24 protein-coding genes are annotated in these 22,232 nt (G+C 32.7%); 7 read left to right on the forward strand and 17 right to left on the reverse strand.

Features of this window, described 5'->3' with window-relative positions; all coding sequences use genetic code 11:
* Positions 1–169: 169 nt before the first annotated feature.
* Complete coding sequence (locus QWT87_RS13365; RefSeq protein WP_302716483.1) at positions 170–685, reverse strand: TlpA family protein disulfide reductase; 516 nt, start codon at positions 683–685, stop codon at positions 170–172.
* Positions 686–1,369: 684 nt separating this feature from the next.
* On the opposite strand from QWT87_RS13365, the gene QWT87_RS13370 reads away from it, so the two are divergent.
* Positions 1,370–1,666 carry a hypothetical protein gene (locus tag QWT87_RS13370; RefSeq protein ID WP_302716484.1) on the forward strand — a complete coding sequence of 99 codons (297 nt, stop codon included), beginning with the start codon at positions 1,370–1,372 and terminating at the stop codon, positions 1,664–1,666.
* A gap of 125 nt (positions 1,667–1,791) precedes the next feature.
* Positions 1,792–2,748, forward strand: coding sequence for an IS1595 family transposase (locus QWT87_RS13375; RefSeq protein ID WP_407933590.1), 957 nt, complete (start codon positions 1,792–1,794; stop codon positions 2,746–2,748).
* A gap of 10 nt (positions 2,749–2,758) precedes the next feature.
* Here the strand turns inward: QWT87_RS13375 and QWT87_RS13380 are convergent, their stop codons facing one another.
* The 3 genes from QWT87_RS13380 to QWT87_RS13390 all read right to left on the reverse strand — a co-directional run bounded on the left by QWT87_RS13380 (position 2,759) and on the right by QWT87_RS13390 (position 5,022).
* Positions 2,759–2,995 (reverse strand): hypothetical protein, encoded by a 237-nt coding sequence (locus tag QWT87_RS13380; protein WP_302716485.1) that lies wholly within the window; start codon positions 2,993–2,995, stop codon positions 2,759–2,761.
* Position 2,996: 1 nt separating this feature from the next.
* The gene (locus tag QWT87_RS13385) at positions 2,997–3,989 is read right to left on the reverse strand and encodes a hypothetical protein (protein ID WP_302716486.1); all 993 of its coding nucleotides are present in this window, start codon (positions 3,987–3,989) and stop codon (positions 2,997–2,999) included.
* A gap of 121 nt (positions 3,990–4,110) precedes the next feature.
* Positions 4,111–5,022 carry a hypothetical protein gene (locus QWT87_RS13390; protein WP_302716487.1) on the reverse strand — a complete coding sequence of 304 codons (912 nt, stop codon included), beginning with the start codon at positions 5,020–5,022 and terminating at the stop codon, positions 4,111–4,113.
* A gap of 427 nt (positions 5,023–5,449) precedes the next feature.
* Here QWT87_RS13390 and QWT87_RS13395 point away from each other — a divergent pair, with 427 nt between their 5' ends.
* Positions 5,450–5,683, forward strand: coding sequence for a hypothetical protein (locus QWT87_RS13395; protein WP_302716488.1), 234 nt, complete (start codon positions 5,450–5,452; stop codon positions 5,681–5,683).
* Positions 5,684–5,685: 2 nt separating this feature from the next.
* On the opposite strand, the gene QWT87_RS13400 is transcribed toward QWT87_RS13395, so the two are convergent.
* From QWT87_RS13400 to lpxK, 4 genes are all read right to left on the reverse strand, one after another.
* A complete protein-coding gene (locus QWT87_RS13400; RefSeq protein WP_302716489.1) occupies positions 5,686–5,865 on the reverse strand; it encodes a hypothetical protein in 180 nt (59 codons plus the stop codon).
* A 30-nt stretch (positions 5,866–5,895) separates the two neighbouring features.
* Positions 5,896–6,045: a hypothetical protein gene (locus QWT87_RS13405; protein ID WP_302716490.1), complete on the reverse strand. Its 150-nt coding sequence runs from the start codon at positions 6,043–6,045 to the stop codon at positions 5,896–5,898.
* Positions 6,046–6,395: 350 nt separating this feature from the next.
* On the reverse strand, positions 6,396–7,211 hold the full coding sequence (locus QWT87_RS13410) for a purine-nucleoside phosphorylase (protein WP_302716491.1): 816 nt from the start codon (positions 7,209–7,211) through the stop codon (positions 6,396–6,398).
* Positions 7,195–8,220: a tetraacyldisaccharide 4'-kinase gene (gene lpxK / locus QWT87_RS13415; RefSeq protein ID WP_271162283.1), complete on the reverse strand. Its 1,026-nt coding sequence runs from the start codon at positions 8,218–8,220 to the stop codon at positions 7,195–7,197. The genes QWT87_RS13410 and lpxK overlap by 17 nt, the downstream gene beginning before the upstream one ends.
* Positions 8,221–8,599: 379 nt before the next feature.
* Here lpxK and truA point away from each other — a divergent pair, with 379 nt between their 5' ends.
* Positions 8,600–9,334 (forward strand): tRNA pseudouridine(38-40) synthase TruA, encoded by a 735-nt coding sequence (truA, locus tag QWT87_RS13420; RefSeq protein WP_302716492.1) that lies wholly within the window; start codon positions 8,600–8,602, stop codon positions 9,332–9,334.
* A gap of 202 nt (positions 9,335–9,536) precedes the next feature.
* Here truA and QWT87_RS13425 read toward each other — a convergent pair whose 3' ends face one another.
* Entirely contained in the window at positions 9,537–9,866 is a 330-nt protein-coding gene (locus QWT87_RS13425; RefSeq protein WP_302716493.1) for a hypothetical protein, read from the reverse strand.
* A 140-nt stretch (positions 9,867–10,006) separates the two neighbouring features.
* On the opposite strand from QWT87_RS13425, the gene QWT87_RS13430 reads away from it, so the two are divergent.
* Positions 10,007–11,764, forward strand: a complete 1,758-nt coding sequence (locus QWT87_RS13430) for an ABC transporter ATP-binding protein (protein WP_288457099.1) — start codon at positions 10,007–10,009, stop codon at positions 11,762–11,764.
* Positions 11,765–11,812: 48 nt separating this feature from the next.
* On the opposite strand, the gene QWT87_RS13435 is transcribed toward QWT87_RS13430, so the two are convergent.
* The gene (locus QWT87_RS13435; protein WP_302716494.1) at positions 11,813–12,685 is read right to left on the reverse strand and encodes a CPBP family intramembrane glutamic endopeptidase; all 873 of its coding nucleotides are present in this window, start codon (positions 12,683–12,685) and stop codon (positions 11,813–11,815) included.
* A 463-nt stretch (positions 12,686–13,148) separates the two neighbouring features.
* On the opposite strand from QWT87_RS13435, the gene QWT87_RS13440 reads away from it, so the two are divergent.
* Positions 13,149–13,361, forward strand: a complete 213-nt coding sequence (locus QWT87_RS13440) for a hypothetical protein (protein WP_029295611.1) — start codon at positions 13,149–13,151, stop codon at positions 13,359–13,361.
* Between the two features lie 49 nt (positions 13,362–13,410).
* Here the strand turns inward: QWT87_RS13440 and QWT87_RS13445 are convergent, their stop codons facing one another.
* From QWT87_RS13445 to QWT87_RS13460, 4 genes are all read right to left on the reverse strand, one after another.
* Positions 13,411–14,703 (reverse strand): MFS transporter, encoded by a 1,293-nt coding sequence (locus tag QWT87_RS13445; RefSeq protein WP_302716495.1) that lies wholly within the window; start codon positions 14,701–14,703, stop codon positions 13,411–13,413.
* A 51-nt stretch (positions 14,704–14,754) separates the two neighbouring features.
* Entirely contained in the window at positions 14,755–15,417 is a 663-nt protein-coding gene (locus QWT87_RS13450; RefSeq protein WP_302716496.1) for a hypothetical protein, read from the reverse strand.
* 67 nt (positions 15,418–15,484) lie between these two features.
* A complete protein-coding gene (locus QWT87_RS13455) occupies positions 15,485–16,279 on the reverse strand; it encodes a DUF3575 domain-containing protein (protein WP_302716497.1) in 795 nt (264 codons plus the stop codon).
* A gap of 367 nt (positions 16,280–16,646) precedes the next feature.
* Positions 16,647–16,841 carry a cold-shock protein gene (locus QWT87_RS13460; RefSeq protein ID WP_116097626.1) on the reverse strand — a complete coding sequence of 65 codons (195 nt, stop codon included), beginning with the start codon at positions 16,839–16,841 and terminating at the stop codon, positions 16,647–16,649.
* Positions 16,842–17,130: 289 nt separating this feature from the next.
* On the opposite strand from QWT87_RS13460, the gene QWT87_RS13465 reads away from it, so the two are divergent.
* On the forward strand, positions 17,131–18,078 hold the full coding sequence (locus QWT87_RS13465; RefSeq protein ID WP_302716498.1) for a beta-1,6-N-acetylglucosaminyltransferase: 948 nt from the start codon (positions 17,131–17,133) through the stop codon (positions 18,076–18,078).
* Positions 18,079–18,092: 14 nt separating this feature from the next.
* Here QWT87_RS13465 and QWT87_RS13470 read toward each other — a convergent pair whose 3' ends face one another.
* From QWT87_RS13470 to QWT87_RS13480, 3 genes are all read right to left on the reverse strand, one after another.
* Positions 18,093–19,154, reverse strand: coding sequence for a 3-oxoacyl-ACP synthase III family protein (locus QWT87_RS13470; RefSeq protein ID WP_087707410.1), 1,062 nt, complete (start codon positions 19,152–19,154; stop codon positions 18,093–18,095).
* A 604-nt stretch (positions 19,155–19,758) separates the two neighbouring features.
* Entirely contained in the window at positions 19,759–20,760 is a 1,002-nt protein-coding gene (locus tag QWT87_RS13475) for a T9SS type A sorting domain-containing protein (protein ID WP_302716499.1), read from the reverse strand.
* 150 nt (positions 20,761–20,910) lie between these two features.
* The gene (locus tag QWT87_RS13480; RefSeq protein ID WP_302716500.1) at positions 20,911–21,918 is read right to left on the reverse strand and encodes a helix-turn-helix domain-containing protein; all 1,008 of its coding nucleotides are present in this window, start codon (positions 21,916–21,918) and stop codon (positions 20,911–20,913) included.
* Positions 21,919–22,232: the final 314 nt, after the last annotated feature.

Consider the following 22,232-nt stretch of genomic DNA (forward strand, 5'->3'; position numbering starts at 1 on the left):
TATAGAAATGAAATGTTTTTAAGATAAAACAAAGCCGTTTCACTTATTTTCGAAATACAATTGAATAAATTTTGTCTTACTTTATTTAAGCGAAGCGCCTTTGTATAACTTAAAATAATAGACAATATAAAAAATAAAGCTTTGTTTTACTTTGCGGTAAAAATAAGAATTACTTCAAAAGTTTATCAATTGTTGCCTGTATTTCCGGATCTTCAGGAGTAATAGCGTAGTATTTTGCAATGGCAGATTTCTGATCAATCACCATATAACGTGGAATCCAGTTCAGATCAACATAATTATTGAAATCGTTTTTCCAGCCGGATGAGAACCAGTAGTTTTCTTTGTCTTTCATCTCAAATTTTTCCAGACTTCTTTCAAAGCCTTCCTTGGAACGGTCTAAAGAAAGAAATACAAAATCTATATTCTTATTGTTTTCTTCCAGTTCTTTGGCTTTCGGAAGTGCATTTAAACAGTCTCTGCACCATCCTGCCCAAAAATCAATAACCAGAACTTTACCTTTATGCTGATCCAGAATCTGCTGAATGGTAACCGTTTTTCCGTCTTCATCTTCCAGTTTCTGCGCCAAAGCTTGTTTGGAGAAACTCTTTTTCAGGACTTTCGGGGTCTGCTGAGAACAGCCTAATCCGAAAATTCCCATCATTAATAGTAACAACAGTTTTTTCATGTTCAAAAAAATTATGTATGCAAAGCTATACAATGCCGTGCAATCCATACTGATTTTTTGATGACTTTATAAAAATTGATGGGATTGAAGATTTCTATTGAATTTACAATTAAAAAATTCACAAATTTTATCGTTCTGAAAACATCGACAAATATTAAGTCTGTTTAAACTTTATTTAACCGCAAAAGTCACAAAAGATCTACTAAATTTTTTTAGATAATGATATATAATGTTGTACCAAAATAATTAAACAACAGCACTACAATTAAAACAGCATCAATCTTGGTGCTGTTTTTTATTTTTTGTTGCATTCATATATTTATAATTTTATGTAGTTTTTTTAATTTTACTATTCTATTTATGACCACATTCAGTTATTAATTTAAAGCTATTTTTCCTTAAAAATTCCAAGTCAATTATATTGTAGAAAATTTTTTTGACAATAAAAGTCAAAAATTGTCAAGTTTAAACATTTAACATAATTTAACTAAATATTCACACGTTATTAAAATTTATTTATTTTGATTATAATTAATAATATTTACATTGAATAATTGATAATTGTAAATTATTGATAACCAGAAAGAATCAATTGAAATTCAACTGATTCTTTACTTTAAAAAACGTCTGTTTTTATTTTTCATTGGTTGTTAAAATTATTTAGAAATAAAAAATAATTTTATTATGAAAAAGTTTAAAAAAGCTTCTTCTGCGAAAAGAAGCAATCAACTTAAAAAACAGAATGTTTTAAAAAATCAAAATCCTAAAAAATCAAATGGATTATTAATGATTATTAAAAGCGAGTTTGTAGCCTCAATTTTATCAACATTGATAATTAATCCACTGTTTTCATTCGTGACAAATCATTTTCCTGATTTAGAATTTTTTCAAAACGTTTTTAATAGTCAATATTTATTTGATCTATTAAATTTTACACACCAATGTATCACATGGTATGTATCTAAATATTTGAATAATTAAACAAACTTCAACAACTAACAAGCTGACAATATTGCAGTAAAACAATTGTAAAAAAGCACAAAAATTTATTTTGCTGCATTGTTCAGCCTCGTAAAATTTTTATAAATTTATAATATCAATAAAATATGATAAAATATTCATATTCAAATACTTATAACTCTGAATTTAATTCTCTAATCAAGATGATAGAGGTTTTAGATACAGAACAAAAATGCAGGGAATATTTTGAAGAATTACGTTGGAATGGAGAACCAGTTTGCCCTCATTGTGGAAGTATTAGAGAAAATCATTATAAGCTAAAACAAGCAGGAAAATTCAAAGGGCTATACAAATGTAAGGATTGCAGGGAGCGTTTTACAGTAAGGATAGGAACTATGTTTGAAGATTCAAATATTAAATTCAAAAAATGGTTCTTAGCTATCTACATCTTTTCATCTCATAAAAAAGGAATTAGCAGTCATCAACTTGCAAAAGATATCGAAGTAACTCAGAAAACTGCATGGTTCATGCTTAGTAGAATTAGAAATACTTTCCAAGATGATATGACAGGTAAATTTGATGGCGTTACTCAAGTGGATGAAACTTTTGTAGGAGGAAAGAATCAGAAAAAATCAAAGAAAAATAGAACAGAGAAAACACAGGGTCGAAGCACCAAAACAAAAACCGTTGTATTTGGCTTACTTAGCAATGGAATTGTCACGACCGAAATAGTTCCAAATACAAAGGGAAAAACTCTAATAACAATTATTAAAGACTTTGTAAAAGAAGGCTCTATTGTGGTAAGTGATGGTTGGCGAGGTTATTCAAAAGTACATAAAACCTTTGAACACAAAAGCATACCTCATAATAAAGGTTTATATGTAAAAGATAATTTCCATACGAATAGTATTGAAGGATTCTGGAGTTTACTAAAACGAGGTATTTTAGGTATTTATCATTCTGTTAGTCCAAAACATCTTCAAAAATACTGTGATGAGTTTGCTTTCAGATACAACACTAAAAACTATAAAGAGGGAGATAGATTCAATCTTGCATTGCTTACTGCTACAGAAAGGCTTACTTACGAAGAACTGATAGCTTAAAATCAAGCTCCTATTTTATTAAACGTTTTAAATAATAAAGAAATTTATTTTCTTGTTTTATCTCAACATTAGCATTAATAAATTTTTTATACACTTCAATATCCATTGGCTCAATAATAATTTTTCTTTTATGGGCATCAATAGACTTATCTCCACTTTTTGTTAAAATAATTCCTTCTTTACCTTGAGTGGCTGTAACAGAAATTGTTCTGCCATCACTTTTTTTAATTAAGATTGTATCTTCCATTTTAATTATGAAGTTTAGATTTTATAAAATCATATAGTCCATCAGAAACTCCTTTTAATAAAGGAACATCAAATCTAGTAGTGAAAACTTCCTCATTTGATAACTCGCAATCAACACATAAAAAACCTAAAATTGGTGAAGTTGTTCGTTTTTCACTTATCATAGGAGAGATGCTTACAACTAATTCGCTTTTATATTTCAAAGGAAAATGTTTTTTTCTCAATTCTAAAGTTAATCTTTTTTCATTATTGTATTCTGGATATAATTGGAAACTTGAGTTTTCATAATTATCAATGGATAAAATATCATTTGATAAGAAATACATCTCATCAAATTTATTAGAAAAAAATTTACTAATTATATTTTGATAACAAGTATTATTAGCAATATTATGTTCAATTTCATCATATTTTTCCATTGAATATCTGCTACATTTACTATCTCTGCATAAATTTACAACTCTTGTGTCAAAGTTTATTCCATTTCCTTCTATCTTTAAATCAATAATAGTTTTAATAGATACACTACATTTTGATTTAGTTTTAAATTCATAAATATCTCGAATCTTATCGCAAAACTCAATTAATATAGCTTTTACTTCTTCAACGGTTAGTTCTTTATTTTTATTGTGATGGATTTTAGCATATCCTTCACTTAATAATACGATAGCGTTACCATATACACTTTCTCTTTTTATTAAAATATATCTTCTCCAGCTTTGAATTAAAAATTGTTTTATCTGATAGTATATAAATAGTAAAACAATTACAAGAACAAAGAAAAATAATGCTTTTAACCAAGGATGATCATTTAAAAATAATTTAAAATTTTCATCTATTTCTATTATTAATTTATCTTTTGTAGAATACAAAGCACCAATAGAACCTAATAAATATGTTTTTATTTTTTTAAAAGAACTATAAAATTCACTACAACCTTGGAAAAATGATAATTTAATAATTTCAAAAAATTGCTTAGATAAAGTTTCGTGCATATAATTATTTCTCTAATATATGACAAAATTAATGAAATTAATTATAAATTTATGATTATTAGTATAATATATATCTAACATACGAGATAGCAAACTATGAATCCGGCATTGCCAGATTTCATTAAAGACCTAATACTCCTGTAGAAGCTCCTAAATAATCAATAAATTCATCTGAATATTTAAGGTAGTTTTTAGTGGTATCATTAAGTTCAACTAATCCCCATAATTTATCGGTTAAATAAACTTGTTTGTTATTTAAAGCAGTTGCAGATTTTGTAATTGCACTCCAAGCTGATATATCGGCTTTTGACATTCTATTTCTTTGCAATCTGTATAATCTTAAATAATTAGCCAATTTAGGTGTAGTGGCTATGATTTGTTTTCTTACGGTTTGTTGTTGTTCATACCAGCCATCTATTTTTTTCAAATAATCTTTATCTTTTTGTAAAACTTCATAAGTAGAATTATTGCAAAGGATTCTGTAATATTTTGTTTTGATGTAAAGGTTTTCTCCTAATTGATATGGCTTATAGCCAATCGACTGCATTAAATCATTTATAGTTTTTCTATCTGATATATTTTTTTGGATTTTTGCTTTTTCATTTTTCATACTTTGAAGAATACTTGATTCCAGCATATATAGTTTTTTAGTGTTTTCATTTTCAACCAATAGTACATTGCTATCATCAACTTCAAAATATTTTGTAACTTCTTCCGATAATTCATTTTCCAGAAAAAGTCCTTCAACGCCATCGTCTGTAAATCTCATCTTATCTGAAATGATATTAAAAGAACCCTTTAATTCATCAGAGGAAATCGGGATTGGTTTATCAATTGAAATCATATAAGCATTTCTGGTTTTTGAACCATCGACTATCTGTTTATATTCAACAGGATAAAATGTTTCGTAATTGAATTTTTTTACAAAATCATCATCTAAAGAAAACTTTGTCTGGGCTGATAAGGAATAATTTGCAAACATCATTAAAGAACATAATGCTACTGTTTTGAATGTAGAGAATTCAAATTTCATTGTGTGGTAGTTTTGGTTAATAAATTAAAAAATAAAGCGTGGACATTGTACCACGTTAACCAAGGGCTACCACACCCTTAAAAAGCAATGATACAAGCCACGCCAATACAGGCGCACCTTATATACATTATTTGCTTTTTATTTTGAAGTCCGAAAACTTCGTTGTGGTAATTTAGGTTAGCAATAATGCAATTAAGCACGATTTATTTTACATTCCTTTCGGAATGATTTTATTTTTAATAATACAAATACCTTATTAAGGATATTTATACAAATATATAAAAAAGATTTAAGGCTAAAAAATGCAAAACCCTCTAAAATAGAGGGTTTATTATAAAAGAAAATATTTAATTTGAATACGTATTCCGTAAAAACACGGATTGTTTAAGGATTTTTATAATGTTATTTTTGCGAAAATAATAATTTTATGCAAGAAAATTTAAACGTTGGAGATTTAGTATGTCATAAAACTACTGAAGCTTTCGAAATGATCATTGTAGCCTTTGATAAAACATGGGAAAATGATATGAGCAAAAATCTTAAAGTACCAAATCCCAAATATCCAATTTGTCGATATTACAGTAAACATACAGGAGATTTTATTACAAAAACATTTAACGATTTTGAATTAGAGCTTTTGGAAGAAGAATACGAAGATTAAATTTATCTATTTATTGAGTCATAAAAACAACTTATTAATTGACTAAATCTATTTTTAAGTCTTTTTTGTGTTTTATCCCTCATATTTGGAAACTTTTTATTTAAAACATTTAATAAGTCTGTTGATAAATCATCAATAGACTTTTCTTCGTTACTTATATCAGTTTTTTCAGTAGTATTCATAATTCTTTAATTTAAAAATTAATAAAACTACTATTCAGTTTCTTTACTTGTGTTTTCAACAACAGTCTCTAAATTGTCATTTTCGTCAACTTGTTTTTCTAAATTTTCTGTATTTTCTTGAACAGTATTAATAGTTGATTTTTCTAAATTTTCTGTGATGAATTCCTTTAATGACTTCATAATAATTGAATTTTATTTATTTATAAACTGAACGAAAATTCATACTTTTGAATTCATGATATTAAACTTTTATACAACAAAAAATAAAAAAACAGCACCAAGATTGATGCTGTTTTAATTGTAGTGCTGTTGTTTAATTATTTTGGTACAACATTATATATCATTATCTTTTTTTATTTAAAGCTGAACATTATCAATGAAAAAGAAAACAATAGTTTTTAAAAATCTTTGATTTTTATTCTTTTGAGCGCTTTGATAATTATGGAAATTCGCTTTAACATTATCTTTTGTCCCTTTTGCGGTTAATTCTGAAATTAGTTGAAACAAGTTTATTGTTAATAATCTTAGGTTTATGAATAATTTTTCACCAAACCTTTTACTACTGCAATTACATTCGGCATGGCTGTATTGGCAGCGTTCAGAACTTCTTCGTGAGAAACGGAGTGGGCAATATCGGGACCGCCCAAATCGGTCACGACAGAAATACCGAAAACATCCATTCCCATATGTTTAGCAACGATCACTTCCGGAACGGTACTCATTCCCACAAGATCTCCGCCAATGGCTTTAATCATTCCGTATTCTGCGGGAGTTTCGAAAGTGGGTCCCTGTAAAGCTAAATAAACACTTTCGTGGACGGTAATATTCTGTTCAGAAGCAACATTTTGTGCAACTGAGATCATTTTTCTGTTGTAGGGTTCGCTCATATCCACAAATCGGGGACCGAAAGAATCGATGTTTCTGCCACGAAGCGGATGTTCAGGCATCATATTGATGTGATCCCGGATGATTGCAATATCTCCGATCTTATAGCCCGGATTAATTCCGCCTGAAGCATTGGAAAGAATGAGATTATTAATTCCCAACAGATAAAAAACACGGATCGGAAAGACCACCGTTTCTATGGAATGCCCTTCGTAGTAATGAAAACGACCGCTCATCATCAGAACTTTTTTTCCTTCCAGAATTCCGTAGATCAGTTTTCCGCCGTGTCCTGCAACGGTAGTCTGCGGAAAGTTGGGGATTTCAGTGTATTCTAAAGTATGAATAGCTTCCACTTCATCCTGCAGTTTGCCTAAGCCGGAGCCTAAAACAATGGCAAAATCGGGAGTTTCTTTAATGATGTTTTTAACGAAATCTGCGGTCTGCTTAATTTTTTCTAACATAATCTAAGATGATTTGATTGAATTCTTCCTTTTTATCAATAATTACATTGATCGGCCAGTAGTACACAATATCTCTAAGATAATCAAAACTTTTCAGGCGCACGTAGTCTTTTTCAGTGGTTAAAATCAATTTATATTCCCCTAATTTTTTATATTCCGCTACGATATTTTTGATGTCTGCTTCCGTGAAATTATGATGATCTCTGAATTTTAAGTGTTTTACCCTTTGCGAAAATTTTGCAAGATGGGTGAGGAGAGGTTTAGGATTGGCAATTCCTGTAATTAAAAGAATATCATAATAATTCAGGTTGTTATCGGGAAGCATTTTTTCTCTTCCGTATACATTTTCGTCGTATCCGATGGATGAAAAGAATACTTTCTGTGTACGGTTCGGTCTTATTCTGGAAATGTAATACTGTTTGGTTTCCTCGGTAAGTTCATCGGGACATTTGCTCACCATGATGATATCCGCTCTTTTGGATCCTGCTCTTGATTCTCTCAAATCTCCCGCCGGCAAAAGATGATCTTTAAAATAAGGATCATTAAAATCGGTCATCATGATGTTGAATCCGGCTTTTATCGCTCTGTGCTGCATTGCATCGTCCAGAACCAGAACATCAAGATCCATATCGCTGATTACTTTTTTGGCTCCGGGAACTCTTTCTTCGGAAACTGCAATTACAAAACGGTTTTTAAAGCGTTCAAACAACTGCATGGCTTCATCGCCTACAGTTTTGTAGTTGCTTTCATAATTCGTAACAGCATATCCTTTTGTAAGTCTTCCGTATCCTCTGGAAAGCACGCCGGTTCTGTAATGTTTGGACAGGAAATGAGCAAGATACATCACCATCGGCGATTTTCCGCTTCCGCCCACAGAAAGGTTTCCGACACAGATTATCGGCGTTTTGAATTTCACAGATTTAAAAATTCCCAGATCATACATTGTGTTTCGGATACCCGTTACCATGTGATAGCCGAGGGAAAAAGGATAGAGGTACCATCTTTTCATACGTTTGCAAAAATAGGAAATTTCACATGGATTTGGATGATTATGGGAGCTACTTTTCGATATTTATTTAAAAAATCTGTTATTGATTATCATCAAATTAAAGTATTTTTGTAGAGTTATAATCTGCTGTGCATTTTAACTTGTCTTTCTGTAATAAATGAAATGCCTTTGTTTATCTTTAAAATATTTGGGAATTGTAGATAAATAAAAATCTTTGTATTCCTTTGCGTCTAAGTTTTCGCAAGGTTAAACAAAGTTTTATTAAAACAATTTTTTTTAAGTTAAACAAAGCCACTTCGTTTATGGAAGAAATACAAATTGATATTGATTCAAATTAAGTTATATGTAGCAATAAACAACAGATATTTATTTTATTACCTTGAGATATTTTATAGAATTTTCCTACAACGGCAAGAATTATTTCGGTTACCAGATTCAGCCGAATGCTATTTCTGTGCAGGAAGAGCTGGAAAAAGCACTTTCCACGATTTTAAGAGAAGAGATTAAGACAACGGGAGCGGGAAGAACGGATACGGGCGTTCATGCGAAGAAGATTTTTGCCCATTTTGATACGGAGAAAATTCCGGATCAGGAACTGGTGAGAAGACTGAACAGTTTTCTTCCGGCAGATATTTCCATTAAAAGGATTTTTCCTGTAAAAGATGATTTCCATGCACGTTTTGATGCTACTTACCGAACGTACGAGTACTATATTTCGCTTGAAAAAAATCCGTTCACGGAAGAATCGGCGTGGCAACACTGGAGAAAACCTTTGGATGTCGAAAAAATGAATGAAGCCTGTAAAATTTTATTTGAATATGAGGATTTTACCAGCTTTGCAAAATTACACACCGACAATAAAACCAACCTCTGCAAAATCTACAAAGCAGAATGGGAACAGCATGGAAGTGAACTGAAATTTACCGTTTCGGCGAACCGCTTTCTGAGAAATATGGTGAGAGCTATTGTAGGAACAATGGTAGAAGTAGGTTCCGGAAAATTACAGCCTGAAGACGTAAGAAAAGTTATTGAAGACAAACACCGGAATTCTGCGGGAACTTCTGCACCGGCTCACGGATTGTATCTCGTGGATGTTGGATATGATTTTGAGTGATATTTAAACACAAATTCCACAAATAATACCACGAATATTCACCAATCAATTAAAAAATTGCTTTAAATAGATTTGAGCTATTTGTGAAAAAATATTGGTGTAATTTGTGTTTAAAAGAAAACAAAAAAACGAAAATCATGGACGAAATCGAAAGACTTGCCTGTGCATTACAATATTTCGCGGGACTTTAGGAGTATGATTTTCAGCCGTCATTGGTAGTTTGCCTCGTCGGACATTCACATTTGCTTCCCTGAATATTTGTTTGCGCTGTCGGAAGTTCATTTTTGTACGCCCAAGAGTTGGTTTGCCCTGTCGGAAATTCACATTTGTTTCCCTGAATATGGGTTTGCCCTATCGGAAGTTTATTTTTGCCTGCCCCAAAATTGGTTTGCCCTGTCGGACATTCACATTTGCTTTCCTGAATATTGGTTTGCCCCGTCGGAACTTCCGACGATAAGAACCTGTAAAATCTTGCTGCCGGAGATCTCCGGTGATCCGTGTTTTTTGCTTTGCTTAGTTTTAAATTGAGCATTTTTATTGTTTTTCATCTATACCATAAATAACACCTATCTGAATTTTTCATGGGTATTTCACAAACTTGTAAAGGCAGACAAATTTGAAAGTCTTATTTTTGCATAGAATTTTATATAATTCTTTTCTTCAATTCGTACAATGAAAAAACAAGATACCTGGGGAATTGTAAAGAGGCTGTTCTTTATCGGAATGAAGTTCCGTTCTTGGTTCATCCTTACTTTAGTGATTTCCATTTTTCTGGCAATAGTTTCTACTTACCGTCCTTATCTTACCATGGAAGTGGTGGATAATGATATCACCAAACTGAAAGATAAAGCATTGATGCTAAAGCATATTTATCTTCTGATTGGTCTGGTTTTCACAGAAACCATTTTAAACTTTTTTCTGGTTTATTTCTCCAATTTCATTTCGCAGAATGTAATCCGAGACATAAGAGAGAGGTTGTATAATAAGCTGATTTATTTTAAAACGTCTTTCTTCGATAAAACTCCGATCGGGCAGTTGGTGACGAGAGCGGTTGGTGATGTGGAAACCATTGCAACGGTTTATACGGATGGTTTTTTAATGGTTTTCGGAGATGTACTGAGAATTATTTTTGTACTGGTAATGATGTTCAGTACCAATGTTCATCTCAGTTATATTACATTGGCGATTTTACCTTTAATGGTCGTCATTACAAGATTTTTCCAGAAAAGGCTGAAAAAAGCATTCGGAGATGAAAGAAACTGGACTTCGAACCAAAATTCTTTCGTTCAGGAAAGACTGGCGGGAATGCCGATCATTCAGGTTTTCAACAGGCAGGAAGCTGAATTTAAAAAGTTTGATGATATCAATATTACTTTAAAAAGTGCTTTGCTGAGAACGGTTTTTATCTTCTCGCTGTTTTTTCCTGTGGTGGAATTAATTTCGTCTCTTTTTATCGGGTTTATCCTTTTTTACGGAGGATATATTACGATCAGTGCGGGAGTTGTGATTGCGTTTATCCAGTATATTTCGATGCTGATCCGTCCTTTACGACAGATTGCCGACCGTTTCAACAATATTCAGCGAGGAATTGTAGGTGCAGAAAGAGTTTTAGGATTAATGGATGAAGACAATGCGATGCCGAACAACGGAAAAGTAAGGAAAGATCATTTTGACGGAAAAATAGAGTTTAAAAATGTACATTTTGCGTACGATGAAAAGCAGGAAGTATTAAAGGGAATTGATTTTAAAGTAAATCCGGGTGAAACTGTTGCAATCGTTGGAGCAACCGGAGCCGGAAAATCTACGATCATCAGTTTAATTACAAGATTGTATGATATTAATTCTGGAAATATTTTAATTGATGATGTGGATCTGAAAGATTATGAGCTTTATAATTTAAGAAGTCACATCGGGGTTGTTCTGCAGGATGTTTTTCTGTTCCACGGAAGTATTTTTGAGAATCTTTCTTTCGGGGATGAAAGCATTACGCTGGATAAAATAAAAGCAGGGGCAAAAGAAATTGAAGTTGATGAATTTATAGAACAGCTTCCGGGAGGATATGATTATGTGGTAAGCGAGAGAGGTTCGTCCATTTCTCTTGGGCAGAGACAATTGCTGTCTTTCTTAAGAGCCTATCTGTCTGATCCGAAAATTCTGATTTTGGATGAAGCCACGTCTTCCATCGATCACGAAAGTGAAAAACTGATTCAGAGAGCTACGGAAAAAATTACGAAAAACAGAACGTCGATCATTATTGCACACCGACTTTCTACCATTGAAAAAGCCGATAAAATTATCGTCATGGAACATGGAAAAATTGTGGAAGAAGGAAAGCATCTCGAACTTCTGGACAAAAACGGATATTACTCCACGCTTTATAAAGCTCAGTTGAGACCTGAAGTGGAACTGGAAGAAGAAACTAAGAAGTAATTTGTTGTAGATATAAGAAGGTTAAAATCGATTGGTTTTAACCTTTTTTTATTTGATTTCGTATTCTTTCTGTAAAATTTTCAAAAATTCATCCTTGGAAATTCCTTTTTCGGATTTGAAATGAATATTCATCAAGCCTTCGTCTGTAGTAAACTGATCTTTTCTGTAAAGATGATCCAATAAACTCTGAAGTGAATATTGTCTGGTTTCAATGCTGTATATTCTGTCATCAACTATTTTTGTTTCAGATAATACAGGTTCGTTGTCATTTATAAAAGCTTTCTGCTCAATTCTTATATCGTAATCCTGTGTTTTTTCAGCAAAAGGAGACGTAAAAAGCAACATGATGCAAGGAATAGAAATTCCGAAAAGAAGATTCCATAACGCATGATAAAGCATGCTGTAAAAAATATTCAGTCTTACACGAATGTAGCTTAAAATAAGCCCTCCCGACAATTGAGAAGCCACAATGAAGGGTGACAATGCATAAAAAGTCCACGAATCATTCACATAATTATCCAAATGCACCAATCCGAAGATGATTGAAGAAATATAGACTAAAAACGGAAAAATTCTGTCCCATTTTTCCCTGCTGATAAAGTGTGAAAAAAGTTTTTTGTAACGGAGAGCGTATCTGAAAATAAATTCTTCTGAAAGCGGAGCAAAAATTACCATTAAAAAGACCGCTAGAAACCATGTTAAATTTTCAAAAGCATCGGATGGTTTTAGAGTGATAAATTTTTCCGCGAGATAGTTTAAAGGAAGCACTAAAACCAAAAAGAAAATAATCTCAATAATCAGCAGATTGGAAATAAAGTGAAATTTTCCTTTTGAAGAAAATTCAATCTGAACGTCATCTGGCTTTTTTATAAACTGTAAAAGATCTTTAATATCACGTTTCAATCTTTGGAAATAATTCACGAAGTAATTTTTAAAACACGAAATTAAAATTTTAACGTTAATGAAAGTTCATTTTTTGTGAAATTTATCAACATTCATATTTTTTTCAGATGGTTTGGATCGTAAAATCAGGATTTTTTCATCTTGAAGATTTTACTGAATTGAAGCACAATCGGAAGTTCTTGAATTCAGGTTTCTCTGTATGGAAAAAAATTAAACAGTGATAAAAATAGTTCTGAAAAAGCGATTTTAAGCACAATCTGTGGAATTTTTCAAATTATTTATTTAAACGTTAAATCTGCTGAATCTGTATCTATATTTTAAAATAAATTTGATTTTATTAAAAAAAGTAATAAAATAATGTTTAAATCTTATGTTTGTAAGGAATATTTTGTTAACTTTATTCAGAATTTAAACACGACCCCTTTATTTTGGTAGGGTGTTTGATGTAAAGAGGTAATTTTAATTAAATCCAAAAATATAGATGAAGAATATACAAGATGAATTTCAGGTTTTTAAAGACGAATTAAGAAAGTTGAATATCGAAGTACAGAAAGTGGTGAAAGTAGGGAACGGCAGTATGGATTTCCACGAAGTTTTTTATAAATCGCCAAGGTATGAAGATGTGAAGAGCGTTTATGTTCAGAGGCATAATCTGGACAATATTTTAGAGAAATTTAAGCAGGCTTATCATTAGATAAAAATCGCGGCTCAGGGAATCTGAGCCGCGATTTTTTTATTATTAATTAATCCTTATCCAGTGTAGAGGTTTTTCTGGTGTCCTTCATTCTGATGTAGACTACAAAGGAAAAGAAAATACAAGCGGTAATATACCAGTAAAAATAGTGCTCCACATCTGCCTGTTTAAACCATAGGGCAATATACTCTGCCGTTCCTCCGAAAACGGCAACCGTTAAAGCATAAGGTAGCCCGACTCCCAAAGCTCTTACTTCGGACGGAAAAAGTTCGGCTTTTACTACGGCATTGATAGAGGTGTAGCCGCTCACGATAATTAAAGACGACATAATCAGGAAAAACGCACCCCACATGGATGTAGTGTGACTTAAGGCATTTAGCAGGGGATAGGTGAAGAGGGTTCCCAGAATTCCGAATGCTAATAATAAAGGTCTTCTTCCGATCTTATCCGACAGCGCTCCGAAAACAGGCTGTAAGCAAGCGAAAATAAACAAAGAAATAAAAGAAATAAGCGTAGACTCTTCTTTGGTAAGATGAACGGTATTCACCAGAAATTTCTGCATATAGGTTGTGTAGGTGTAGAACGCTAATGTTCCTCCCAATGTTAATCCCACAACGGTAATTAATGCTTTCGGATGTTTAAGCAGTTCTTTTAAAGTCCCTTTTTTCTTCTCACCCAGATCTTTTTTGTTTTCAAAAGCTTCAGTTTCATGAAGATTGGTTCTTAAATATAAAGCGATAACAGAAAGTAAGGCTCCGATTACAAAAGGAATTCTCCATCCCCAATCTTCGAGTTGGGTTTCCGTTAAAAGCAATTTCTGTAAAATGAGCTGAATTCCCAGTGCAATTAACTGTCCACCAATTAAAGTAACATACTGAAAGCTGGAATAAAATCCTCTCCGGTCTGAAGTTGCCATTTCGCTGAGGTAGGTTGCCGAAACGCCATATTCTCCGCCAACACTCAGTCCCTGCAATAATCTTGCGATCAGCAAAAGAAGAGGAGCTAAAACACCGATGGTTTTATAAGTGGGCGTTAAAGCAATGAGTAAAGATCCGAAAGACATCAGCAAAACGGAAAGCGTCATTGCTTTTTTTCTTCCGACTCTGTCGGCAATACTTCCGAAAAGCCATCCTCCGACGGGACGCATCAGAAAGCCGACTGCAAAAATTCCGGCTGTGTTTAAAAGCTGTGCCGTCATATCCGAATCCGGAAAAAAAGAATTTGAAAAATAAATGGCAAAGGCAGCGTAAGCATACCAGTCGTACCATTCTACCAGATTTCCGATCGATCCGCCTACAATCGCTTTGATTCTTTGGGTGGTGGTGATTTGTGATGAATTCATACAGGAAAGATATTTCTTTTCTTTAATTGTGAAAAGTATTTTAGATATAATTTATCTGAAAATTGTATACAAAAACTGACTTCCCCATTCAGGAAGCATATATGTCCTTAAATTTTCGTCTTCGGGTAATAACTCCATTCCCTGCAATCCATTATGCATTTCCATATTTCCAACACCTTTGATGCAAAACATTGCCATCATCAAATGATAGTTTTTTTCATCCATCAGTCGATAAATTTCAGGTATATCATCCTCGGTTTTGCCGGTAAGATGAGAGAATGCACTTGCATAAAAATGCTGATACATGGGATCATTAGTTTCTATTAAAGAACTTTCATAATAATATTTAATGATATTGTAAATTTTCTCGTACAGATGATTTTCAGTTTTCAGGATAAATTGTTTTCTGTAATTTTTTATCGGAACAATTCTTTCGGGTGAAATATGAAAGTATTCCGAATATCCGGAATAGATGACCTCAACTAATGGTTTATGATTGAAGCCGGAAAATTTTCGGACAATAAAGTTCTCGGCTATTTTATTTTCTGGAATCAATGCTAAGTTTAATGCCCCTTTTTGTTTGAACTGTCTGTAAAAATCTTCCGTTTCACTACAGTTTAAAGAACTTTGAGATAATTTATCATATTTAATGAAATACCTGTATCCTAAAACAAACTGAATAGCATAGTGGACAGAAACGTTAGATGAATACATGCGTGTTTATTTCAAAAAATAAAACCGTTCTCCAGAAAGAACGGTTTTAGGTAGGCAGTAAAAATTTTTAAAATCGATATCCCAGAGACAGTCCGCTTCTGAAGCCAAGCCATGGTCCGTCTACATTTACTCTGGCTCCGTTTGCATTGGTTTCTACGGTGTAATTCACATAAGGAATATCCAGATCTTCAATTTCTTTTTTTAGCTGAGCCTGCATATCGGGAGTCAGGATCACATCACTCGTCATGGTAAAATCGCCCTGTCCTTTTCCGTAATGCGCTCCTGCGATCCAGAAATCCAGAACTAAATTTTTGCTTGGCGTAAGGAAAAACTGAACACCCACCATTACGCCGCCGCTGTTTCCGTGTGCGCTTCCGTTTCCTTTCAGAGGAATCTGATAGGTCGTTCCGCTGAATGTATAATCATAGTAAAAATCAAACGTATTGGAAGTTATTTTAGAGTATCTGTAATAAGGCGCTACATAAAATCCTTTTCCATAGCCTGCTCCCAGATAAAAGCGTGGTTCTATTGTAAAATTGAATGATTTCACTTCGAGATTCTGAAATCTTTTTTCGTCTTCATCGCTCAGAAATGAATTGATGAAAGGAACTTTACCTTCAGGCATGGTTCCGAATCCCATATTTAAAGAAAACCATTTATTAAAAGCTCTTTCGTATGATAGATTGATGTTTCTGAAAACATATGCGGTAACATTCGTCTTGATAATGTTCATTTTATCTGAGGTTTCGGGAACTGTCATTTTAATGACATCTTTTTTAGCCGGAGTTTCTGGAGCCATAGTTTCCTGTGCAGAAAATCCTGAAAAGATAAAAGAGGAAAGAAGGAAGAAGTATTTTTTCATGATCTTATATTTAGTAGGTGATAATTTTCAAAGAGCAAAAAACGGGCAAAAAAAATTAAAAAATACACTTTTGAGTGAAAAATTAAAATTATGTTGATAATTTATCTTATTTTGAAATGCTTTTTTAAATTTAAAAGAAACCGTTAATAATATGATTGTAATTTCTTTAATAAAGTAATGCTGTTTTTTAATGTACTTTAATCTGAGATTATTATTCAGATAAAAACCTCTTGTTTTCACAAGAGGTCGATGAACATAAAAAAAATAAAAAGTAATTTCTACTTAATATAGTCAAACATTATACGAACTTACAGATTATCTATAAAGATTATGTTTCAAAAATTTTTTCATTCGTGTATGTGGAGAATTAAACTAGCTTAACGTTAACTGCGTTTAATCCTTTCTCGCTTTTTTGTACTTCAAAACTCACTTTATCGTTTTCACGAATTTCTCTTGTGCTTAATCCTGAAGAATGTACAAAAATGTCTTTTCCTCCGTCTGCAGGAGAAATAAATCCGAAGCCTTTTGCTTCGTTAAAAAATTTTACTGTGCCTTGTTGCATGGTAATGGGTATTAAAATTATGGTATTATAAATCTGTCGACTTCACAGATTCTACTTGAAATCGCTCTGATAATCGGGTGGCTGAAAAAGTAAACTGAAAGAAAAATTGTGATCTTAAACTATTACAGAATAACGAAGGCAGAAACCTGTTTTATTGATACTTTTGCAAAGATAGGATAAAATAAATGAATACTGTTTAATTTAATAGGTTGATTATCAAAATTTTATTCATACCTTTCACGCCCAACAGAATTGTTTGCATAATGCCGATGATTTTAATCTAATTCTTATGCAAAAATATTCAGATGCAATTCTGGCAAATCCACAGAATTCTCCTTCCGGATCTTTAAAGCAGGTGAGAATTGCCTATTTTATTATGCTTCATCATAAACCGGAGGTCTTTAAGGAGATGTTTGAAAAGATTTATACAAGAGATCAGTTCTATCTTATCCACATAGACCGGAAAGCAAAAGCAGATTTAACGGAAGAAATACAGAATTATCTTGTGCGGTTTCCCAATGTTTATATTTTGGAAAGTGTAAACATCGTTTCCGGCGGTTTCAGCATGATCCAGACAGAACTGAATGCAATGGAATATCTTCTTAATGCAAGTATAGAGTGGGATTATTTCATTAATCTAAGCGGTGAAGATTCTCCTTTAAAATCGCAACAGATTATCCGCCAGTTTCTTACTGTTAATAAAGGCAGGAACTATATTTTCTATTACGACCAGAAGTTTTACAGACCGGATACGCTAAAAAGAATACAGAATCATTTTACCGAACTTACCCACAAAATTTCTTCTTATGTTTACAGAAGAGAATTTATGAAGGGTGTTGTACCTTACATTGGAGGAAAATGGTTTATGTTTACAAGAGAAACCTGCGTTTTCTTAACCAATAACAAAAAGGTTATGGATTTTGAGGATTATTATCTTCATACGCTTCTTCCGGCTGAATCATTCTTTCAGACGGTCTTAATGAATACAGATTTTACGGATATTATTGTGAATGATGACAAAAGAGCCGTTATCGATCATCCTTTTTTCGGCAAAGATCTTCACACCGATCATTTTATAGAATCTCTAAAGTCCGGAAATCACCTATTCATCAGGAAAATGAATAAGCAGACTCACCAGAATCTTCTCGATTATATTCAAGAAAGCTATCTTCTTCCACTCACAGAAGTAAATGAAATTGAAAGAGAATTAAAGAAGCACGACCGTCAGAATAATTAATAATTTTCTTCTTTTTAAAATTGATAAACAAAAGCATTAATGTTCATTCCTGCGCCTACGGAGGCAAACAAAACGATATCTCCTTTCTGGATTTCGTGATTTTCAAGCTCTCCTTTTAGGATCATCGTAAGCAAAGATGGGATGGTTGCCACGCTGCTGTTTCCAAGTTTCTGTATTACCATAGGCATGATGTTTTCGGGCATTTTTAATCCGTACAATTTGTAAAATCTTTCCACAATGGCTTCGTCCATTTTTTCATTCGCCTGATGGATGATGATTTTATTTACCTGATCGATGCTGTATTTGCTTTCGTCAAGACATTTTTTCATGGCATCCGGAACATGCACAAGCGCAAATTCATAGATTTTTCTGCCTTCCATTTTTATATATTTTGTGTCCTGACAGGCTTCATTGTTGTAGGATTTACCAAAGAATAAATAATCTTTTTCCTTAAGTGTATAAGAAGCCGAAAGATGAGACTGTATACCGGAATTGTCCTGATCGTTATATTCCAGCACAACTGCTCCTGCTCCGTCCGCATAGATCATGCTGTCTCTGTCGTGGATATCAACAACTCTTGATAATGTTTCTGCTCCTATAACCAGGCATCTTTTGGCAATACCGGCTTTAATGAAAGCATTTGCCTGAATAACTCCTTCAATCCATCCGGGACATCCGAATAACACGTCATACGCAACACAAAAGTTATTCTCAATTTTCAGAAGATGCTTTACTCGTGCGGCAAGACTCGGTACCATGTCCGATTGTACAGTTCCAAAGCGGACATCGCCAAAATTATGGGCAAAAATAATATAGTCTAATGTTTCAGGATCTATTCCGGAATCTTCTATGGCTGCTTTTGCAGCAATTAAGCCAAGGTCAGAAGTTACCTGATCTCTTGATGCATATCTTCTCTCCTCAATACCTGTAATTTTCTTTAATTTTTCGGTAAGCGAGGCATTGTCGTCTTTCAGGATAATTCCCTGATCATCAAGAAAAATATGATCGTTAAAAAATAAATTATCAATTGTTTCAGAAGGAATGCAGTTGCCGATTCCAATAATTTTACCAGTCATGTGAAAACTTTATTTTGGATCTATAAACAAAATATTTCATACTTTTTATCTTTCTTATCATTGTAAATGAATAAAACAATTAATTTTACTGTTAGTACAGATGGTTTTTTTCTGATGAATACAGCTCAATAAAAACTTTTTATTTAAAAGCGGTAATATTATTATTTTCTAGACGAATTTCTAACTCTAAAGGTAGCAGATTAAAAATGAAAAATACCATATTGGAAGTGCTTTATTTATAAATTTATATGAGTTGCATCATACTATTTTTTGCGAACCATGTAATGTACAGATGAGTTTTTTTGATAATTCAAATCTCAGAACAGATTAATTGTAAAGCTTAATCATCTAAAAGCTTACTGTATAACGGATTGATAATAAAGTAATTCAGCCCGATTTTTTCGGGCTGAATTTTATTTAACAGGAAAACTCTTTATTTTTTTTGATTGTCCGTTTATTAATCTAAAGCTTCGACAGGCTCAGCTTGACATCGCTAGAAATCAGGCGTTTAGTATTAGAGGTGTCACACTGAGCTTGTCGAAGTGCCTGTTATAAATAATTGATTTTCATATTAGTGCAGAGTAATAGGTTGTTTAAATTCAAATTATTTTTTGATAAATTTTGTCGTCTCCGGTTTATTTTCTTTGCCTGAAACCTCAATGAAATAAGATGCCGGCGGAAGATCAGAAACCTGTACTTTTCCGGATCCCAGATCTGATGTTTTAACGAGTTTACCATCCAGACTGTAAATTTTTGTCTGAGTGTAATTTTGGATATTTCCTTTAATATTGATAAAATCGTAAACGGGATTCGGATAAATTTCCAATCTCTGCTTTTGGGCAGACCAATCTCCGGCTGCCAAAACTGTTGTGTTTAAAGCCTGTGCCGAATTCGTTGTCTGGTTATTAATTCCGGCTACAGGAATGTTTACCACAGTTTCATTGGTGGTGAGAAGCGGAAATTTATATGAACTTCCATAATAGGAGTAAGAAGTATTTACAATAGTTCCTATCGGAAATAAGAAAGAGGTGTCGTTAGGAAGATAAAGGTTGAAATTCTGTACAGATTTTACCCTTAAAACATTGGTAAATGTAGAAGATGCCAAAAGCAGATTTCCCCACGCATCGGCGGTAAGGGTTATTGTTCCTTTGCAAAGGCCGTTTGCAGAAGTGGAGGTGAATGTTCCCTGTGCCTGATCTGTCTCGCTGTATCCGTAAGCGGCAGGATAGGAGATAAATGTACCGTTGTTAGATGATAAATTAAGCGTGGCATCCGTGGTTACAAGGCCTGTAATTTCAAGTTTGGAAGCCGACTGTTTGTAGTATACGGTGTTGGAACTTCCGGTGAGCTTGAGAGTGGATCCGGGAAATGTTGAAATTTCAGAAGCAGAAGGAGTAGAGTAATTTCCGGGTGCGGAACCGCTTAATACCAACGAAGAATTGTTAAACGTAATGTTTGCTCCTGTTCCGGAATTGTTGGGCGTTCCGGTGGCAAGAAGATAATTGGGATTGTCTCCGGAAACAGGATCATTAAAAGCTTTGGTAACGGTAGTCTGCGCGTTGCACACTCCATACAATGACAGCATCAATAGTAAAATTTTTTTCATTTTTGATTTTTTACTAAAGATAATCAAAAAGTTACGTTCAAAAAGTATTTTTTATTTTAAAATTTTACTAATTGTCATTTTTTCCATTTATGCTATTTTTTAGATGTTTTTGAATTCGGTTAAAAGGTAAGATTTTAAAAAATAAGATCACTAAGAAATTGTATAAGTATCAATCCCTATTGATCTCATATATTCGGAAGGGGTTTTGTTTTCTATCTGCTTAAAAGCTCTGTTGAATGTAGACTGATGCTTAAAGCCTCCACAAATATAGATGTGCATTAAAGTATACTTCGGATAATTTAGTTTCATTTCATCCTTGATATAATTAATCCGGTATGTATTGATGAGGTTTTTAAAATTGGTATCAGTATTCAGGCTGATTGCTTTGGAGAGATACGTTGTATTGATCCCAAATTGATGGGCAAGATCCTGAATGCCAAAATCCGGATTTTTCCATGGAGTTTCAGTTTCCAGATATTCTTTAATGCGTTGATAAATTTCGGAATACATCTGAAGATTTTCTCCATTCGTTTCTTTTATGGTGTTTTTTTCAGACGCTGTGTCTTCGTTTTCGAAGGTGATTTTCGAATTTTTGTACTGATGTCTTTTTTCCGAAATCTTCATATTATAAAATATCAGAAACAGGGATATCGGTACAAAGGTAAATAATACTTTTACTTTACCTGCATGAATATTTTTATATGCTACCATATCCGGAAAGTAGGATAGCGGAAGAGTTATCATCATAACAATAAGCAGGATGATAACAGATGCCGCCCATAACAGCGTTTTGAAATGATAGAGATTGTATACTCCCAAAGGAAGAAGAGCAAAGAATAAGATGTTTTCGGGAGCCGTTTTCCAGAATATAAAAAGCAATATAAAGAGCAGGATAATTTTTACAATGAGATAATAATCAAGAAGAGATTTCAGAATATTGTATTCCAACCGGTAGTTAATAGTGGCTACTATACCTAAAAATAAGACAACCGGAAAAAAGAAAGCTGCAATATTTTTATTTCCTTCAAAATAAAAAAGAAGCGTATGGATAAACAAAATAATCATCAACATTAAATTGTAATGAAAAAAGAACATTTTAATTAGATGTTCTTCGGAATTACTTTCCGGTTTTATGATCTGAGAAAAATTAGTTTTCATGAGTTAATTGTGTTTGTGAAAATATTCGTTTTTTACTCTTTACAAAGTCTGAAAATTTCAGTACTAAGATAATAATTTATAAGATACCATGTTTATCATAAGTTAATTTCTAAATTAGCTTATTTAAGATATTGTTTATCATAGTTTTATGTATTTTTTAAGCTAAATCTTAAAACCTTAAAATTTTCAAAAATCAGTTTATTTAAGAATCTATATTTGTAATGTCAGAACGCAATTAGAGTATCCAAAATTGTGATAGGAATTGTAACAAGTTGGGATACGGAATTTTTTTTTTGAAAAAAAGCAATTGCTGA

Origin of the sequence: Chryseobacterium urinae (genome assembly GCF_030518295.1) — a bacterium.
Taxonomy (GTDB): domain Bacteria; phylum Bacteroidota; class Bacteroidia; order Flavobacteriales; family Weeksellaceae; genus Chryseobacterium; species Chryseobacterium mucoviscidosis.

Excerpts from the sequence above, each read along its gene's own strand:
- QWT87_RS13365 (WP_302716483.1), bottom strand. The coding sequence starts at position 685 with ATGAAAAAACTGTTGTTACTATTAATGATGGGAATTTTCGGATTAGGC.
- QWT87_RS13370 (WP_302716484.1), top strand. The coding sequence starts at position 1,370 with ATGAAAAAGTTTAAAAAAGCTTCTTCTGCGAAAAGAAGCAATCAACTT.
- QWT87_RS13375 (WP_407933590.1), top strand. The coding sequence starts at position 1,792 with ATGATAAAATATTCATATTCAAATACTTATAACTCTGAATTTAATTCT.
- QWT87_RS13380 (WP_302716485.1), bottom strand. The coding sequence starts at position 2,995 with ATGGAAGATACAATCTTAATTAAAAAAAGTGATGGCAGAACAATTTCT.
- QWT87_RS13385 (WP_302716486.1), bottom strand. The coding sequence starts at position 3,989 with ATGCACGAAACTTTATCTAAGCAATTTTTTGAAATTATTAAATTATCA.
- QWT87_RS13390 (WP_302716487.1), bottom strand. The coding sequence starts at position 5,022 with ATGAAATTTGAATTCTCTACATTCAAAACAGTAGCATTATGTTCTTTA.
- QWT87_RS13395 (WP_302716488.1), top strand. The coding sequence starts at position 5,450 with ATGCAAGAAAATTTAAACGTTGGAGATTTAGTATGTCATAAAACTACT.
- QWT87_RS13400 (WP_302716489.1), bottom strand. The coding sequence starts at position 5,865 with ATGAATACTACTGAAAAAACTGATATAAGTAACGAAGAAAAGTCTATT.
- QWT87_RS13405 (WP_302716490.1), bottom strand. The coding sequence starts at position 6,045 with ATGAAGTCATTAAAGGAATTCATCACAGAAAATTTAGAAAAATCAACT.
- QWT87_RS13410 (WP_302716491.1), bottom strand. The coding sequence starts at position 7,211 with ATGTTAGAAAAAATTAAGCAGACCGCAGATTTCGTTAAAAACATCATT.
- lpxK (WP_271162283.1), bottom strand. The coding sequence starts at position 8,220 with ATGAAAAGATGGTACCTCTATCCTTTTTCCCTCGGCTATCACATGGTA.
- QWT87_RS13425 (WP_302716493.1), bottom strand. The coding sequence starts at position 9,866 with ATGCTCAATTTAAAACTAAGCAAAGCAAAAAACACGGATCACCGGAGA.
- QWT87_RS13430 (WP_288457099.1), top strand. The coding sequence starts at position 10,007 with ATGAAAAAACAAGATACCTGGGGAATTGTAAAGAGGCTGTTCTTTATC.
- QWT87_RS13440 (WP_029295611.1), top strand. The coding sequence starts at position 13,149 with ATGAAGAATATACAAGATGAATTTCAGGTTTTTAAAGACGAATTAAGA.
- QWT87_RS13445 (WP_302716495.1), bottom strand. The coding sequence starts at position 14,703 with ATGAATTCATCACAAATCACCACCACCCAAAGAATCAAAGCGATTGTA.
- QWT87_RS13450 (WP_302716496.1), bottom strand. The coding sequence starts at position 15,417 with ATGTATTCATCTAACGTTTCTGTCCACTATGCTATTCAGTTTGTTTTA.
- QWT87_RS13455 (WP_302716497.1), bottom strand. The coding sequence starts at position 16,279 with ATGAAAAAATACTTCTTCCTTCTTTCCTCTTTTATCTTTTCAGGATTT.
- QWT87_RS13460 (WP_116097626.1), bottom strand. The coding sequence starts at position 16,841 with ATGCAACAAGGCACAGTAAAATTTTTTAACGAAGCAAAAGGCTTCGGA.
- QWT87_RS13465 (WP_302716498.1), top strand. The coding sequence starts at position 17,131 with ATGCAAAAATATTCAGATGCAATTCTGGCAAATCCACAGAATTCTCCT.
- QWT87_RS13470 (WP_087707410.1), bottom strand. The coding sequence starts at position 19,154 with ATGACTGGTAAAATTATTGGAATCGGCAACTGCATTCCTTCTGAAACA.
- QWT87_RS13475 (WP_302716499.1), bottom strand. The coding sequence starts at position 20,760 with ATGAAAAAAATTTTACTATTGATGCTGTCATTGTATGGAGTGTGCAAC.
- QWT87_RS13480 (WP_302716500.1), bottom strand. The coding sequence starts at position 21,918 with ATGAAAACTAATTTTTCTCAGATCATAAAACCGGAAAGTAATTCCGAA.